The organism is Xylophilus sp. GOD-11R (genome assembly GCF_033546935.1).
GTDB lineage: Bacteria > Pseudomonadota > Gammaproteobacteria > Burkholderiales > Burkholderiaceae_C > Xylophilus.
On sequence record NZ_CP137854.1, the window covers coordinates 4,187,727 to 4,202,765 of the forward strand.

General features: G+C 69.1%; 14 protein-coding genes. 6 read left to right on the plus strand and 8 right to left on the minus strand.

What is annotated here, in order from left to right; translation table 11 throughout:
* Positions 1-314: 314 nt before the first annotated feature.
* Both R9X41_RS19285 and R9X41_RS19290 read left to right on the plus strand, forming a co-directional pair.
* Positions 315-1,553 (plus strand): NAD(P)/FAD-dependent oxidoreductase, encoded by a 1,239-nt coding sequence (locus R9X41_RS19285; protein WP_318632055.1) that lies wholly within the window; start codon positions 315-317, stop codon positions 1,551-1,553.
* A 77-nt stretch (positions 1,554-1,630) separates the two neighbouring features.
* A complete protein-coding gene (locus tag R9X41_RS19290; protein WP_318632056.1) occupies positions 1,631-3,412 on the plus strand; it encodes a methyl-accepting chemotaxis protein in 1,782 nt (593 codons plus the stop codon).
* Positions 3,413-3,595: 183 nt separating this feature from the next.
* Here R9X41_RS19290 and R9X41_RS19295 read toward each other — a convergent pair whose 3' ends face one another.
* The 7 genes from R9X41_RS19295 to R9X41_RS19325 form a co-directional block, all read right to left on the minus strand.
* Positions 3,596-4,936 (minus strand): cytosine deaminase, encoded by a 1,341-nt coding sequence (locus R9X41_RS19295; protein WP_318632057.1) that lies wholly within the window; start codon positions 4,934-4,936, stop codon positions 3,596-3,598.
* Positions 4,937-5,101: 165 nt separating this feature from the next.
* A complete protein-coding gene (locus R9X41_RS19300) occupies positions 5,102-5,809 on the minus strand; it encodes an ABC transporter ATP-binding protein (RefSeq protein ID WP_318632058.1) in 708 nt (235 codons plus the stop codon).
* Positions 5,799-6,530: an ABC transporter ATP-binding protein gene (locus tag R9X41_RS19305; protein ID WP_318632059.1), complete on the minus strand. Its 732-nt coding sequence runs from the start codon at positions 6,528-6,530 to the stop codon at positions 5,799-5,801. Before R9X41_RS19305 ends, R9X41_RS19300 begins: the two co-directional genes overlap by 11 nt.
* Complete coding sequence (locus R9X41_RS19310) at positions 6,527-7,576, minus strand: branched-chain amino acid ABC transporter permease (protein WP_318632060.1); 1,050 nt, start codon at positions 7,574-7,576, stop codon at positions 6,527-6,529. Before R9X41_RS19310 ends, R9X41_RS19305 begins: the two co-directional genes overlap by 4 nt.
* Positions 7,576-8,457: a branched-chain amino acid ABC transporter permease gene (locus R9X41_RS19315; protein ID WP_318632061.1), complete on the minus strand. Its 882-nt coding sequence runs from the start codon at positions 8,455-8,457 to the stop codon at positions 7,576-7,578. The genes R9X41_RS19310 and R9X41_RS19315 overlap by 1 nt, the downstream gene beginning before the upstream one ends.
* Before the next feature lie 13 nt (positions 8,458-8,470).
* A complete protein-coding gene (locus tag R9X41_RS19320; RefSeq protein ID WP_318632062.1) occupies positions 8,471-9,721 on the minus strand; it encodes an ABC transporter substrate-binding protein in 1,251 nt (416 codons plus the stop codon).
* Between the two features lie 44 nt (positions 9,722-9,765).
* Positions 9,766-10,551 (minus strand): putative hydro-lyase, encoded by a 786-nt coding sequence (locus R9X41_RS19325; RefSeq protein WP_318632063.1) that lies wholly within the window; start codon positions 10,549-10,551, stop codon positions 9,766-9,768.
* Between the two features lie 170 nt (positions 10,552-10,721).
* Here R9X41_RS19325 and R9X41_RS19330 point away from each other — a divergent pair, with 170 nt between their 5' ends.
* From R9X41_RS19330 to R9X41_RS19345, 4 genes are all read left to right on the plus strand, one after another.
* Positions 10,722-11,654 carry a LysR family transcriptional regulator gene (locus tag R9X41_RS19330; protein ID WP_318632064.1) on the plus strand — a complete coding sequence of 311 codons (933 nt, stop codon included), beginning with the start codon at positions 10,722-10,724 and terminating at the stop codon, positions 11,652-11,654.
* A gap of 263 nt (positions 11,655-11,917) precedes the next feature.
* Positions 11,918-12,706 (plus strand): 5-oxoprolinase subunit PxpB, encoded by a 789-nt coding sequence (gene pxpB, locus R9X41_RS19335; RefSeq protein WP_318632065.1) that lies wholly within the window; start codon positions 11,918-11,920, stop codon positions 12,704-12,706.
* Entirely contained in the window at positions 12,703-13,701 is a 999-nt protein-coding gene (locus tag R9X41_RS19340; RefSeq protein WP_318632066.1) for a 5-oxoprolinase subunit C family protein, read from the plus strand. Before pxpB ends, R9X41_RS19340 begins: the two co-directional genes overlap by 4 nt.
* Positions 13,698-14,462: a LamB/YcsF family protein gene (locus tag R9X41_RS19345; RefSeq protein WP_318632067.1), complete on the plus strand. Its 765-nt coding sequence runs from the start codon at positions 13,698-13,700 to the stop codon at positions 14,460-14,462. The genes R9X41_RS19340 and R9X41_RS19345 overlap by 4 nt, the downstream gene beginning before the upstream one ends.
* Before the next feature lie 48 nt (positions 14,463-14,510).
* Here R9X41_RS19345 and R9X41_RS19350 read toward each other — a convergent pair whose 3' ends face one another.
* Positions 14,511-14,954 carry a VOC family protein gene (locus R9X41_RS19350; RefSeq protein WP_318632068.1) on the minus strand — a complete coding sequence of 148 codons (444 nt, stop codon included), beginning with the start codon at positions 14,952-14,954 and terminating at the stop codon, positions 14,511-14,513.
* Positions 14,955-15,039: the final 85 nt, after the last annotated feature.

A 15,039-nucleotide genomic window follows, 5' to 3' on the forward strand; every position in this document is an offset into this window, starting at 1 on the left:
GGTGGCCGGCGTCGCCGCTTTTTCTGCCGGGGTGGAAGGGTCGGCGCGGCGGCCGTGGCGGCAGATCGGGGCATCGGGAGGGAAAGCGGAATCGGCGAGAGTGCTGTCGATCAATCTACGGAGGTGTGTCGAGCCCTGTTGTCGGACGGCACCGCGCAGCACGCGGGAAAACATACCCAAAAGTGGGGATCATTCGCCGCTTGTGCCTCATCAGGACTGGGCCCCTTCTCCCGAGTCCGGATAATGGCGAACCTGGCGCGCAGCGCCGCGATTCACTCTTCCTCTGGCTGCGGGCCCGGTCCGCGCGCCGCCCCATGACAAGAAGCGATTTCCTCGTACTCGGCGCCGGCATGGCCGGCGCCTGCGCCGCTCTGGAGCTGCAATTGCGCGGCCACCAGGTCACCCTGGTCGACCGCCGCCCGCCCGGCCGCGAAACCTCCTACGGCAACGCCGGCATCATCCAGCGCGAGGCCGTCGAGCCCTATGCGTTTCCGCGCGCCTGGGGTGCCATCATGTCGGCCGCCTTGCGCCGGGGGCTCGACATCCACTATCACCCGGGCGCCGTCGCCGCGTCCCTCCCCCGCCTGGGCCGCTACTGGCGCGCATCCGCGCCGGCGAGCCACCGACGCATCACCCGCGATTACGCCCGGCTGATCGAGCACACCACCAGCGAGCACCAGCGCTACATTTCCGCCGCCGGCGCCGACGACCTGGTGCGCCGCGACGGCTTCCGCTGCTTCTACCGCACCCCCGCCGCCTTCGACCGCGCCCTGCAGCGGGCCGAGACCCTGCGGCGCGACTTCGGGCTGGCCTGCAGCGCCCTCGACGCCGACGCCCTGGCCCGCGCCGAGCCCGGGCTGCGGCAGCGCCAGGTCGGCGCGCTGCACTGGCAACAGCCCTGGACGGTGCAGGACCCGGGCGCGTTGGTCGAGCGTTATGCCGCACTCTTCCAACAGCGCGGCGGCCGCCTGCTCATCGGCGATGCCGGCACGCTGCGCCAGCACGGCAGCAGTTGGCAGGTGCAGACCGGCGAAGGAGTGGTGCAGGCGACGCAGGCGGTGATCGCCCTCGGCCCCTGGAGCGGCACCGCGACAGCCGCGCTGGGCTACCGCTTTCCCATGATCTTCAAGCGCGGCTACCACCGGCACTACGCCGGTGGCGCCCGGGTCGACCTGCCGCTGCTCGACGCCGAGCGCGGCTACGTGCTGGCGCCGATGCGCGCCGGCCTGCGGCTGACGACCGGTGCCGAGATCGCGCGGATCGACGCCGCACCCACGCCGCGCCAGCTGCAGGGCTGCGAAGCCGTTGCCCGCGAACTGCTCGACCTGGGGCAGCCGGTGGAGCAAACGCCCTGGATCGGCGCCCGCCCCTGCATGGCCGACATGCTGCCGGTGATCGGCGCCGCGCCCCGCCATCCGGGGCTGTGGTTCGACTTCGGCCACGGCCACCAGGGTTTCACCCTCGGCCCGGCGAGCGCGCGCCTGCTGGCCGACCAGATCGAAGGCGCCACGCCCTTCGTCGACCCCCGGCCTTTTCTGCCAACGCGCTTCTGATCCCGCCGCCGTTGGTGGCGCGGCAATTGCTTGGCCCTTGCCGACCTGTGCATGCGGCCCCGCGCCTTCTTTTTTTCATGAAATTCAACGACATCCGCGTCTCCACCAAACTCTGGGGCGGCATCCTTGGCCTGCTTGTCGTTGCACTCGGCGTGGGCGGCTGGTCGCAGTACCAGGCCACCGCACTGGCCGACGACGCGCTGACCGGCGTGCGCAACTACGAGCAGCACATCAGCGATGCCATCGCCTGGCGCGGCGCCACGCGGGCGATCAGCGAACAGGTCATCGCCAGCGACGCCACCGCCGACGCGGTGCTGCAGTCGTTGCTCGACAGCCGGGTGGTGCTGGCGACCGCCGAGCTCGGCCAGCTCCAGCAGAAGATCATCGGCCAGGCCACCACCGAAGCCGACCGGACCGCACTCGCCCAGGCCATGCGCGAGCGCGCCGCCGTCGCGCAACTCAACCAGCAGGCGCGGACGCTGCAGCAGTCGTCCTCCACCGCTGCCGTGCCGGCCGACTTCGTCGAAAAAACCTATCTCCCGGCGATCGACCGCTACATCGGCAGCCTGGATGCCTTCGTCAAGCTACAGGAAAGGCACCGCGACGCGGCCGTCACCGCGCTGGAAACTGCCCGCCGCCGGGCGGTGCTGGTGTCGGCCGCCTCCGCGATCGCCCTGCTGCTGGCGGGCATCGCGCTGGCCGCCCTGCTGGCGCGGAGCATGTCGCGCCCGCTGTCGCATGCGGTGCAGGTGGCCGAAGCCATCGCCGCGGGCGACCTCGCCGCCATGCAGGCCAGCGATCGCCGCGACGAGTTCGGCCAGTTGCTGGCCGCGCTGTCGACCATGGTGCTCAAATTGCGCGGCGTCGTCGGCGAAGTGCGCAACGGCGTGGCGTCGGTCTCCAGCGCTTCCACCGAGATCGCGCTGGGCAACCAGGATCTTTCCAGCCGCACCGAACAGGCCGCCTCCAACCTGCAGCAAACCGCGGCCAGCATGGAACAGCTGACCGGCACCGTCACCCAGTCCACCGACACCGCCCACCGCGCCCGGCAGCTCGCCGGTACCGCCGCGCAGGCGGCCGAGCGGGGCGGCGCGGTGATGAGCGAGGTGGTCAGCAGCATGGCCGACATCAGCGGTTCCTCGCGCCGCATCGGCGACATCATCGGCACCATCGACGGCATCGCCTTCCAGACCAACATCCTGGCGCTCAACGCCGCCGTCGAGGCCGCACGCGCCGGCGAGCAGGGGCGCGGTTTCGCGGTCGTCGCCAGCGAGGTGCGCAACCTTGCGCAGCGCAGTGCGCAAGCCGCGCGCGAGATCAAGACGCTGATCGGCACCTCGGTCGAGAAGGTCGACGTCGGCTCTCGCCAGGTCGCGCAGGCCGGTCAGACCATGGGCGAGATCGTGCACAGCGTGCGCCAGGTGGCCGACCTGATCGCCGAGATCCACGCCGCGTCGTCGGAGCAGCGCGACGGCATCGGGCAGGTCAACGAGGCGGTCAGCCAGCTCGACCGCATGACGCAGCAGAACGCGGCGCTGGTCGAGGAAAGCGCGGCCGCCGCGACCGCCCTGCGCGACCAGGCCGAGCGGCTGTCGGTCGCGATCTCGGTGTTTCGCCTGGGCGAAGGTGTGGACCGGCCGGCCCCGCCGGTGCTGCGCGAGGTGATCGCCTCGCCCGCCCAGCAGACGGCGACGCGTGGCCTGGTGCCGCCGCCTGCGGCTGCTGCCGGCCCCGGCGCCGCCGCCACGACCCGGACGGCCGCCGCCGGCGCCCCTGCACGCACGCTGCCCAAGCCGACGGCGGCGCCCACGCCGGCCGTCAAGGTCGCGGCGGGCGAGGACGAATGGGAAAGCTTCTGAACGGTGTGCGCCGTCCCGGCGTGGCGTGAAGCCGCGTGAGGTGCGGGGTGCATCCGCTTGGCATCGGGCTTCATGCTCGAAACAGAGCAGATGCGGATCTGCATCGCGGATCGACGATCCGATTGCCAGCGATGAGGCCGCAGGCGCGCGAACGCAGCGCGCCTGCGGTCCGCCGCGCCCTTCTCAAGCCGTCATCAGCGCGTCGAGTACGCGGTAGTCCGGCGGCGTCGTGTCGATCGCGCGCCCGTTGCGCAACACGCAGCGATCACCCTGGTTCCGGGCGAGCAGCTCCGAATAGTCGCGCGCCCGCAGCAGGATCAGATCGGCCGACTGGCCCTCGCGCAGACGGCCCACGCCGTCCAGGCCCATGATGTCGGCCGGCACCGCGCAGGCGGCGGCAATCCAGTCGCCGACCGGCCGGTCGAGGTGGGCGATCTTCACGGCCTGGCAGAAGGTGTCGAGCATGTCGTGGTCACCGTAGGCATGGAACGGGTCACGGCAGTTGTCGCCCGCCACCGCCACCTGCAGACCGCGTGCCTTGATCTCGTGCAGCACGGTCACGCCGCGCCAGCGCGGGGTACGGGCGGCATGGCGGTCCTGCAGGTACATGTTCACGGTCGGCAGGCTCACGATGGCGATGCCGGCGTCGCGGCAGGCGTCCAGCGTGGCCAGCATGTCGGCCTCGGGCTGCACCGCCAGCGAGCAGCAGTGGCCGCACAGGATGCGGCCCGAGAAACCCTCGCGCCGGGCGATGCGGGCCACCTGGTCCAGCGTGCGGATCTCCGGCTCGCCGGTCTCGTCGACATGCAGGTCCACATCCAGCCCGCGCTCGGCCGCCAGCGCGAAGAGATGACGCAGCGCGACATCCAGCTCGGGCGGCGTCGGCACGTTGGCACGGTGACTGAAGCGGGTGACACAGCCCAGATTGCCGCCGGCCTCGGCCACGATGTCCGCGAGGATGCGGCCCTCTTCCGTGAGGAAGATGTCGATCGGCGCGATCGACGAGGCCTGCAGCGTGATGCGGCCGGCCCAGGCGCGGCGCATCTCCTGGAACACGCGAAACGAGATCGAGGCCTGCGGCGCCTGCGAGTCGAGGTGGGTGCGGATCGCCACCACGCCGTGCGCATAGGCGGTGCGCAGGCCGAACTCCATGCGCGCCCGCACATCGGTGGCCGACCAGCGCGCGGTGCGGTCTTCGAGCGTGGCGCGCACGGCGCCCGGTGTGTCGCCGGTGGGGTTCTGCTTGCGCGGCCAGATGTGGCCCTTGTCCAGGTGGGTGTGGCAGTCCACCAGGCCGGGCAGCACCATCGAGCGATCCAGGTCCGGTCCCAGGGCATCGTCGAGCGTGCCGGCCGGCTGCACGGCGGCGATGCGGCCGTGGTCGACCAGCAAGTCGGCCCGGCAGAGGCCTTCGCTGTCGGCGCTCGCGGCCAGCGTCGGCGAATCGACGAGACAGGCCGGCACGGTCGCGTGACGGAGGGCGTAGCGGTCGGCAGTGGGCGGAATGAAGTGGGATGCGGGCATGGCGTGACGATACCTCGGGCGAAATCGTCACGGCCGCAAGCAAGGCGGGGGCCAAGGCAGCAGCCTGACTAGCCGACAAGGCCGTCGCCCCGGCCTGCGTCGGCATCAAGGGACCAGCAATCGCCGGACCGCATCGCCGACGCCCCGAGGAGCGAAGAGCCTCCCTCAGATGCCCAGGTAAGCCTTGCGCACTTCCGGGTTGTCGCGCACCTCCGCGGCCGAGCCGGCCAGGGTGACCCGTCCGGTCTGCAGCACATAGGCCCGCTCGGCGATCTGCAGGCTTTCGGCCAAGCGCTGCTCCACCAGCAGCACCGTCACGCCGGCTTGCCGAATCGCGAGCACCGCGTCGAAGATCTCGTCGACCAGCTTGGGCATGATCCCTTGCGACGGTTCGTCGAGCATCAGCAGGCGTGGCCGGGTCATCAATGCGCGGCTGATGGCCAGCATCTGCTGCTCGCCGCCGGACAAGGTCTCGGCGCGCTGCGCCAGCCGCTCCTTGAGCCGCGGGAATAGTTTGAACACCATCTCCAGCGGCGCCTCGCGGTCGGCCTTCTTGCGGTGCAGGTAGCTGCCCAGGCGCAGGTTGTCGGCCACCGTCAGGCGAGGAAACAGACGCTTGCTCTCGGGCACGAAAGCCAGGCCACGCGCGGCGATCTGGTGGCCGGGCAACGTCTCGATGCGCTCGCCGCCGAAGGTCACCTGGCCGGAGCGCGGCTTGACCATGCCCACCAGCGACTGCAGCAGCGTGGACTTGCCCGCGCCGTTGGCACCGGCAACGACGACGATCTCTCCCTCTTTCACGTTGATCGAGATGTCGGAGATGGCGACCAGCCCCGAGTACCCGGCGGTCAGGTTGGAGACATCAAGCAGCATGGCGGTCTCCCAGGTAGGCGGAAATGACGGCGGGATTGCGGACCACGTCGCGCGGCGGCCCCTCGGCCAGCACCTGGCCGAGGTTGAGCACCAGGGCGCGGTCGACCAGCGGCATGACGACTTCCATGACGTGTTCCACCATCACCACCGTCACGCCGGCATCGCGCACCCGGCGGATGAGTTCCACCCCCAGCCGTGCCTCGCTCGGCGTCAGGCCGGTCAGCACTTCGTCGAGCAGCAGCAGCTTGGGCCTGGTGGCCAACGCGCGGGCGACCTCGAGCCGACGCTTCTCGGGCGGCGTGAGCTGGTTGGTAAGCGTGTTGGCCTGGCGGGACAGCCCGGTGAAATCGAGCATCTCCAGTGCGGCATGCCGCGCCTGCGAGGTGCCCGAATGCCGCACGAAGCTGCCGATCATCACGTTCTCGACCACGGTCATCGAGTCGAAGGAGCGCGGCACCTGGTAGGTGCGGGCGATGCCCAGGGCGCAGCGTTTGGTGGCCGGCACCCTGGTGATGTCGCGCCCCTCGAAGGTGAAGGTGCCCGAACTCGGTGGCAATGCGCCGGCGATCAGGTTGAAGAAGGTCGACTTGCCGGCGCCGTTGGGCCCGATCAGGCCGAGGATCTCGCCCTGGCGGATCTCGGCGTCGATGTCGGAGTTTGCCAGCAAGCCGCCGAAACGGCGACTGACCTGGCGGGCCTGCAGCAGGACTTCGGTGCTCATCGTGCAGCCTCCTTGCGACGGCCGAGGCTGCTCGGCAGCAGGCGGATCAGGCCTTCGGGCTTGAGCAGCGCCACGGCCATCACCAGGCCGCCGTAGATCATCAGATCGAGGCCCGAGCCCGAGCCGCCCATGTAGCTGCGCGAGAACTCGGTCAGCGGGATCAGGATCACCGCGCCCAGCATGGGGCCCCACAGGGTACCGATGCCGCCCAACACCACCGGCAGCACGATGAGCAGCGAAAAGCGGAACTGCAACACGCTGTCCGGATCGACGTAGGAGACGAAGGCCGCATAGAAGCCGCCACCCACCGCCGTCAGAAACGCCGAGATGGCCGCGGCCGCGAGCTTGGAGCTGAGCACCGTCACGCCCAGGCTTTCGGCGGCATCGGGGTTGTCCTTGACCGCCCGCCACCAGTAGCCCCAGCGCGAGTCCTCGATCAGCCAGCAGATGAGCCAGGTCACCGCCAGCAGGCCGAGCGCGAAGTGGATGTAGGGCGTCTTGTCGCGGGCGAACTGCAGCGTGGCCCAGCTGTCTTCGCCGAAAGGCCACTGGATGCCGGACGCACCGCCGAGCCATTCCCAGTTGTGCACGACGAGCAGGCCCATCTCGGCGATGACGATGGTGGCGATGGAGAAGTAATGGCCCTTGAGCCGGAAGGTGCCGTAGCCGATGATCACCGCCAGTACCGCAGCCAGCACACCGCCGCCGACCATGCCGAACCACGGCAGCAGGCCGAAGCCCACGTAGGCCTGGCTGGTGGCGTAGGCACCGACACCGAAATACAGCGCGTGGCCGAGCGAGATCTGGCCGCAGTAGCCGCCGAGGATGTTCCAGGCCTGCGCCAGCGCGGCATACATCAGCGTAAGCACGATCACGTTGCGCAGGTATGCGTTCTGCACCACCAGCGGCGAGAGCGCGGCCAGCACGAAGATGGCGAGCGCGACCATCAGCTGCATGCGGCGCCGGCCGCCGAAGCTGCGCACCGCCGCGTTGGCGGCGTCGGTCGGCGCGCCGGCGCCGACCAGGGGGGACGTGGTGGTCTGCATCACAGCCTTCCGAACAAGCCCTGCGGACGCAGGAAGATGACCGCGAGATAGAGCACGTAGATGCCCATGGATTTCATGGCGGGCGGCAGCACGACCGCCGTCAGCGCCTCGACCAGTCCGACGACGATGCCGGCCGCCAGCGCGCCGAAGACGCTGCCGAAGCCGCCAAGCGCCACGGTGATGTAGGCGATGGTGCCGAAGGCCGCACCCACCTGCGGATGGATGTAATAGAAGGTCGACAGCACCGCGCCGGCCACGCCGACCAGGGCCGCGCCCAGGCCCCAGCCAAGTGCGAAGACCTTGTTGCTGTCAATGCCCACCAGCGCCACCGCGCCCTTGTCTTCGCGAGTGGCTTCGAGCGCCCGGCCGAAGTCGGTGTGCTTCATCAGCAGGAACAGGCCGCCGAAAGCGAGCAGCGACACCGCCGCGCCGAACAGCTGCGGCCAGGGCAGGAACAGGCCGCCGAGCTCCAGCGTCTTGCCGCCGAGCAGGCCCTTGTCGCCGATGTTGCGGTAGTCCGGCGAGAAGAAGAACTGCGCCGCACCCTGGATCAGCGTGGCCAGGCCGAAGGTGGCGAAGATCTGCACCATGCCGGCGTTGACCTTCACCCGCAGCGCATGGCGCACCACCCCTGCGTAGGCGCTGGCGCCGAAGATGAACATGACGGCCGCCACCAGCGGCAGGGCCAGCACGGGGTCGATGTGGAAGAAGACGAAGCACCCGAAGGTGGCGTACATGGCCAGCATCATGAATTCGCCGTGGGCGAAGTTCACGACGTCCATCAGGCCGAAGATGAGCGAAAGACCCACGGCGATCATGCCGTAGATCAGACCCATCAACAGCCCGCTGGCCAGCACCTGCATCATTGCCGAAGAGGTCATGGCGGGCGCGGGATCAGGAGGCGTTCATCGGCCACACCAGCTTGGCGGTGGCGACCTCGAACGGGAACACGGTGGCGAAGGCGCCCTTGTTCCACTGGATCAGCACCGGGTTGGCGAAGGTGTTCTGGCCGGTCTCGTCGAACTTCACACGGGCCCACGGCATGATGGTCTTGTCGCCCGGGATGTCGGTGGCGGCGAGTGCGTCGCGGATCTTGCGCGGGTCCACCGTACCGGCGCGGTCGATGGCCTCGGCCAGCACCATGAGAGCGCTGAACTGGCGCGAGGTCTGGTCGTTCAGGTCGCGTCCAGCCTTGGCCTTGAACATGCCGTTGACCACCTCGGCCGACTTGCGCTTGGCGCCCATGTCCACCGAGAAGCTGGCGCGGGTGATCATGCCGTTGAGCTTGTCGCCCACGGCGTCGAGCGCCGGCTTTTCGACAAAGCCTGCTGCCTGCGCAATGATGTTGGTCGGCTTGTAGCCGAGCTGCGCCATGGCGTTGGTGAGCAGAATCGCGTCGGTGGTGTAGCTCGACGGCATCAGCACGTCGGGGTTGGCGTTCTTCAACTGCTGCGCCTCGGCGGTGAGCGAGGGCGAGTTGTTGCGGTACTTGATGTCGCAGGCGATCTTGTAGCCGCGTGCGTTGGCCAGCTTGCGCTGCACGCTGGAAGAATCGGTGCCGAAGATGGTGTCTTCGTAGAACAGGCCGACGGTGGCGATTTTCTGGCCCTTGGCCTTGAGCGCATCCATGAAGTCGAACATGGCGTCGGAGAACATCTCGTCGTGTGCGGCCGTGCGGAAGAAGAATTTCAGGTTGCGCCGGTTCAGGCTGGGCGAGGACGAGTCTGCGCAGACGAAGGGCACGCCGTAGCGCTCGCAGGTGGCGCTGACGGTGGTGGAAACCGAGGAGTGGTAGCAGCCGACGATGGCGCAGACGTTGTCCTGGGTGATGAGGCGTTCGGCCTCCGAGCGGCCCTTCTGCGGATCGGCCTGGTGGTCGGCATAGACCACGCGCACCTTGGCGCCGCCGAGGCCGGCCAGGCCCGCGTTCTTCGCGGTGGGCAGGTCGATCGTGCTGGCGTTGTTGATGATGTCGAGCGCGGTTTCGAAAGCCTGCTTGGCGTCGATGCCGACCTGGGCGCTGGGGCCGGTCAGCGGGTAAATGGCGCCGACCACCACTTCCTTGCCCTGCGCCATGGCCTGGGTCCAGGCACCTTGCAGGATGGCGGTGGCACCTGCGCTGAGAAGAACTTGCCTGCGTTTCATCGGATAACTCCTGTCGATCGGTGGGGTGGGGTTGGGGCGCCGGCTCACAGCACCGCGAGGTGGCTGTTGCGGACGTCGGTGACCAGCATGTGGCCGGGCTGGTGGGTGATGGCGAACGGGACTCGCGCGGAACGGATGGCCTGCTGCGGCGTCACGCCGCAGGCCCAGAAGACGGGGATCTCGCCGGGGCGGATCTCGGCGGGTTCGCCGTAGTTGGGGCGACGGATGTCGGTGATGCCGATCTCGGCCGGATCGCCGAAGTGGACCGGCGCGCCGTGGGTGCTGGGAAAGCGCGAGGTGATCTGGATCGCGCGGATCGCCTGCGCCGCGGTCATGGGCCGCATGCTCACCACGCCGGTGCCGCCGAAGCGCCCGGCGCTGCCGTTGGGGCGGTTGGTGTCGTACATCGGCACCGTGGTGTTCTGCTCGATGTGGCGCACCGGGACGCCGCCTTCGAGCAGCGCTTCCTCGAAGGACAGCGAACAGCCGATGACGAAGCCGACCATGTCGTCGTTCCACAGCTCGCGCAGATCGGGCACATCGGCCACTTTCTCGCCGTTGCGGAACAGGCAGTAGCCGGGCACGTCGGTACGCAGGTCGATGTCTTCACCGAGTTCCGGCACCGCCGGGCTGCCGACCTCGGTCACGCCGATCACCGGGCAGGACTTGGGATTGAGGCGGGCGAAGCGCAGGAACTCGTCCGCATAGGCGCTCGGCAGAATCGCGAGGTTGCCCTGGGTGAAGCCGGGGCACTGGCCGGCGGTCTGGGCGGTGAAGCCGCCGGAGCGGACGAGCTGGCGGAAAGCGAGGGGCGTGAGGGCTTCGGTCATGGAGCGTTGCGGGCTGCAGGTGATCGGTCGACTTTATGAATCGCCCTCCCGCATCGTCCATCGAAGAATTGTCCGAAAGACCGTTCAAAATACCTGAACAGCATGCGCACAACTATCGAACACGATCCACCAAATCGGAGCATGGATGCACCATTAGGAGTTACCCGAAGATGAACACCCGCTTCGTCGAAACCTTCATCCTGCTCGCCCGTATCGGCAGTGTTCGCCGGGTGGCGGAGGTAATGCACGCCACGCCCGGCGCCATCTCCATGCGCCTGCGTTCGCTCGAGGAAGAGCTCGGCGTTTCGCTCTTTCTCTACGACGGCAAGAGCATGACGCTCACCGAGCACGGCGCCCGTCTGGTGCAGCACGCCGAGTCGCTGCTCGAGGTCACGCGGCGCATGGAAGCCGCCGCCCGCGACACCGGCAAGGAGATGAGCGGCCGGGTGCGCGTGGGCATCATCGAGACCGTGGTGCACACCTGCCTGCCCGACCTGATGAAGCTGATGCGCTCCAGCCTGCCCTCGGTCGAGCTCGACCTGCAGGTCGACCTCACCGTGAACCTGGCCGAGCAGATGATGTCGGGCAACCTCGACATCGTGCTGCGCGTCTCGAGCGCCATCCACCCGTCGCACGCCACGGTGGAAGACCTGATGGGACTGCCGGTGCACTGGGTGGCGCGGCGCGGGCTGCTGCCCAAGCGCGACTTGCTGCACAACGTGCTGCGCCAGCAGCTGCTGCTGCAGGTGCGCGGCACGCAGCCCTATCTGGATGCGATGAACCTGATCCAGCAGCTAGCCGGGCGACAGGGCGTGGCGCTGAGCGATCTGCGGGTGTCGGCCGCGCCCTCCATCACCGCGCAGCTGGCACTGGCGCGCGAAGGCATCGGCGTGGCGCTGGTGCCGGGCATCTTCGTCAAGGAACAGATCGAGCGCGGCGATCTGGTGGAACTCGACCTGCCGCCGCTGCCCGCCTTCAAGATGTCGCTCTGGCATCCGTGGAACGCGGGCCCCCTGGTGCAACGCACGGCCGAGGTTCTGCGCAAGGGCACGCGCAATTTCTGCAAGCGCCATGACGCGCGGTGGGTCACGCCGTTGGGGTGACCGCCTTTGTGTTCAACATTCCTGAATGCATCGCTGCAAAAGTTTTGGATTGGCAATCACGCCCGTCGTTCCTAGACTGCACATCTCCCTCACCTCGCCTAGCCATTCGCCAGGCCTTGCCGTGTGTCGCAAGATCGCTCCATGTCCGACCAGTCCCTGACCGCCCGCGACGGCCACAACCTCATCCCTGTCTCGCCCGTCCCTTCCGGCGGCGTCCATCGGCGGCCAGCCGACCGACAGCCTCAACGACGGCAGGTCTTCCCTTGAACGCCCCCTTGCGTGGCGCCGCGCTCGCCCGGCCGCATCCGCGCATCCAGCCGCTAGGCGACAGCGCATTGCGCATCGTGCTCGGCGACACCCTCGATCCGACGGTGAACCGCCGCGTCTGCGACCTGGCCGACCGGGTGCTGGTGGCCACCGTCGCCGGTCGACTGCCGGGCGTCACCGAGGTGCTGCCCGCGTTCGCGGTGGTGGGCGTGCATTACCGGGCCGAGCAGATTCCCGCCGCGATCGGCGAAAGCCCCTTCGCGGCGTTGTCGCGCATGCTGCTGCCGCTACTCGCCGACCCGGCCGACGCACCTGCGCGCGGGCCGTCGCGGCTGCTGGAGATTCCGGTCTGCTACGGCGGCGAATTCGGCCCCGACCTGCAATCCAGCGCGGAGGCCTGCGGCATCACGCCCGACGAACTCGTTCGCCTGCACCAGCAACCGGGCGAGGAGCAACGCGTCTACATGGTCGGCTTCGCGCCGGGCAATCCCTACATCGGCCGGCTCGACCCGGTGCTGAGCCTGCCCCGTCGCGCCACGCCGCGCACCAGCATGCCGGTGGGCACGATCTGCATCGCCAACCGGCAGACCGTGGTCTACCCCATCACCGCGCCCGGCGGCTGGAACATGATCGGCCGCACGCCCCTGCGCCTGTTCGACGCCCGCCGCGCCGAGCCCTGCCTGCTGCGGCCCGGCGACCGGGTCGTCTTCCGCGCCATCGATGCACAAACCTACGCCGTCGAAGCCCGCAAGATCGACGCAACGGCGAGCGGAACATCGGCATGACCATCGAGGTACTCAAACCCGGTCTGCTCAGCACCTTCCAGGACCTCGGCCGCATCGGCCACCAGGCCATCGGCATGCCGACCTGCGGCGCCATGGACGCGCTGTCCCACCGCATCGCCAACGCCCTGGTGGGCAACCACGAGAACGAAGCCACGCTAGAGATCACGCTGGTGGGCCCCACGCTGCGTTTCGGCCGCGCCGCCACCATCGTGCTGGCCGGCGCCGACCTTGGCGCCAGCGTGCACCCGACCGATGCCTGCGCCGTGCCGCTCGCGCCGCTGCGGCCGGTCACCGTCACGCCCGGCACGGTGCTGCAGTTCGGCCGCCGCAAGGCCGGCGTGCGCAGCTACCTCGCACTGCAAGGCGGTTTCGGCTTGCCGCCGCTGATGGACAGCGCCAGCACCTACCTGCGCGGTGCCCTGGGCGGCTGGCAGGGCCGGGCGCTGCAGAAGGGCGACCTGCTGCCGCTGCCACCCGAGCCCCCCGCCGAGGCAACACCGGTCATCGCCGGCACGGCCACTGCGCTGCTGCTCGGTCTGCTGGAGCGACCGCGCGGCGCGGCGGTGCGGCTGATCGAAGGGCCGGAATGGGCGCAGTTCAACCGAGCCTCGCAACGCGCGCTGATGTCGGGCGTCTACCGCATCGGATCGCAGTCCGACCGCATGGGTTACCGGCTCGAAGGACCATCCCTGCAACGCGACGAGCCGCGCGACATGCTCTCCGAAGCGGTCGCCTTCGGCACCATGCAGGTACCGCCGGACGGCCGCCCCATCGTGCTGATGGCCGACCGCCAGACCAGCGGCGGCTATCCGCGCATGGCGCAGGTGGCCTCGGTCGACCTTCCCCTGCTGGCCCAGCACATGCCGGGCGACACGCTGCGTTTCGAGCCGATATCCTTGGATGCCGCGCAACACCTGCTGGTGCGGCGCGCCCGGGCGATGCAGCGGCTCGCCCACGCCCTTCGACCCCACCTGCCGCAGCCGGAGACCACATGAACGTCGACCTCAATTCCGACATGGGCGAGAGCTACGGCGCCTGGCGCATGGGCGACGACCTCGCCCTGCTCGGCCATGTCAGCTCCGCCAACATCGCCTGCGGCTTCCATGCCGGCGACCCCGACACCATGGCCCGCACCGCAGCGGCCGCCGTGCAGCGCGGCGTGGCCATCGGCGCGCATCCCAGCCTGCCCGACCTGCAGGGGTTCGGCCGGCGCACGATGCAGATCAGCGAATCGGAGGCCTACGGCATCACCCTCTACCAGGCCGCCGCGATGCAGGGTTTCGCCCGCGCGGCCGGCACCACCATGCGCCATGTCAAGGCGCACGGCGCGCTCTACAACATGGCGGCCAAGGATGCCAAGCTCTCCGGCGCCATCTGCCGCGCGGTACGCGACCTGGACCCGAAGCTGGTCGTCTTCGCCCTGGCGGGCAGCGTGATGGTGGACGTGGCGCGCGACATGGGCCTGCCCGTGGCCCAGGAGGTGTTTGCCGACCGCAGCTACCAGGACGACGGCAGCCTCACGCCGCGCAGCCATGCGGGCGCGATGATCACCGACCTGCAGCAGTCCATCGCCCAGGTGCGGCGCATGCTGCACGAAGGTTTCGTGCGGTCGCTGACCGGCGCCGACGTGCCGATCCGCGCCGACACCATCTGCCTGCACGGCGACCAGCCCGGCGCGGCGGTTTTCGCCGCGGCGATGCGCGAAGCCCTGGTGGCCGACGGCATCGCCATCCGGTCGCCGGGCGGCACGGCCTGACGAGGCCTTCGAAAAAAGCGGATCAGGTCGACCGATCCGGCCGTCGCCTCACTTGGCGAACAGGTTGTCGAAGTTGGCGAAAGCCTTGATCTCGACCGCGTTGCCCGACGGATCCAGGAAGAACATGGTGGCCTGTTCGCCGACCTCGCCCTTGAAGCGCACATAGGGCTCGATGACGAACTTGGTGCCGACGGCCTTGAGCTTCTCGGCCAGTTCTTCCCACTGCGGAATGCTCAGCAACGCGCCGAAGTGGCGCACCGGCACGTCGTGGCCGTCGACCTGGCTGGCGCTGCGGTGGCCGCACTCTTCGGGCGCGAGGTGGGCCACGATCTGGTGGCCGTAGAAGTTGAAGTCGACCCAGGTGTCCGAACTGCGGCCTTCCGGGCAGCCGAGCAGGTCGCCATAGAAAGCGCGTGCGGCGGCGATGTCGTGCACCGGAAACGCGAGGTGGAACGGGGGCATGGCGGCGGTGGTGGGCAGGATGGCGGACATAACTTTGGCTACGTGGGGTGGATCGGATAGTGATGAGAATTGGCGAAATGGGTCGCAACGGCCCGGAGTCTAGAAGCCCGCCTAC

Excerpts from the sequence above, each read along its gene's own strand:
- R9X41_RS19310 (WP_318632060.1), bottom strand. The coding sequence starts at position 7,576 with ATGCAGACCACCACGTCCCCCCTGGTCGGCGCCGGCGCGCCGACCGAC.
- R9X41_RS19350 (WP_318632068.1), bottom strand. The coding sequence starts at position 14,954 with ATGTCCGCCATCCTGCCCACCACCGCCGCCATGCCCCCGTTCCACCTC.
- R9X41_RS19340 (WP_318632066.1), top strand. The coding sequence starts at position 12,703 with ATGACCATCGAGGTACTCAAACCCGGTCTGCTCAGCACCTTCCAGGAC.
- R9X41_RS19320 (WP_318632062.1), bottom strand. The coding sequence starts at position 9,721 with ATGAAACGCAGGCAAGTTCTTCTCAGCGCAGGTGCCACCGCCATCCTG.
- R9X41_RS19345 (WP_318632067.1), top strand. The coding sequence starts at position 13,698 with ATGAACGTCGACCTCAATTCCGACATGGGCGAGAGCTACGGCGCCTGG.
- R9X41_RS19330 (WP_318632064.1), top strand. The coding sequence starts at position 10,722 with ATGAACACCCGCTTCGTCGAAACCTTCATCCTGCTCGCCCGTATCGGC.
- R9X41_RS19305 (WP_318632059.1), bottom strand. The coding sequence starts at position 6,530 with ATGAGCACCGAAGTCCTGCTGCAGGCCCGCCAGGTCAGTCGCCGTTTC.
- R9X41_RS19285 (WP_318632055.1), top strand. The coding sequence starts at position 315 with ATGACAAGAAGCGATTTCCTCGTACTCGGCGCCGGCATGGCCGGCGCC.
- R9X41_RS19290 (WP_318632056.1), top strand. The coding sequence starts at position 1,631 with ATGAAATTCAACGACATCCGCGTCTCCACCAAACTCTGGGGCGGCATC.
- R9X41_RS19315 (WP_318632061.1), bottom strand. The coding sequence starts at position 8,457 with ATGACCTCTTCGGCAATGATGCAGGTGCTGGCCAGCGGGCTGTTGATG.
- R9X41_RS19325 (WP_318632063.1), bottom strand. The coding sequence starts at position 10,551 with ATGACCGAAGCCCTCACGCCCCTCGCTTTCCGCCAGCTCGTCCGCTCC.
- R9X41_RS19295 (WP_318632057.1), bottom strand. The coding sequence starts at position 4,936 with ATGCCCGCATCCCACTTCATTCCGCCCACTGCCGACCGCTACGCCCTC.
- R9X41_RS19300 (WP_318632058.1), bottom strand. The coding sequence starts at position 5,809 with ATGCTGCTTGATGTCTCCAACCTGACCGCCGGGTACTCGGGGCTGGTC.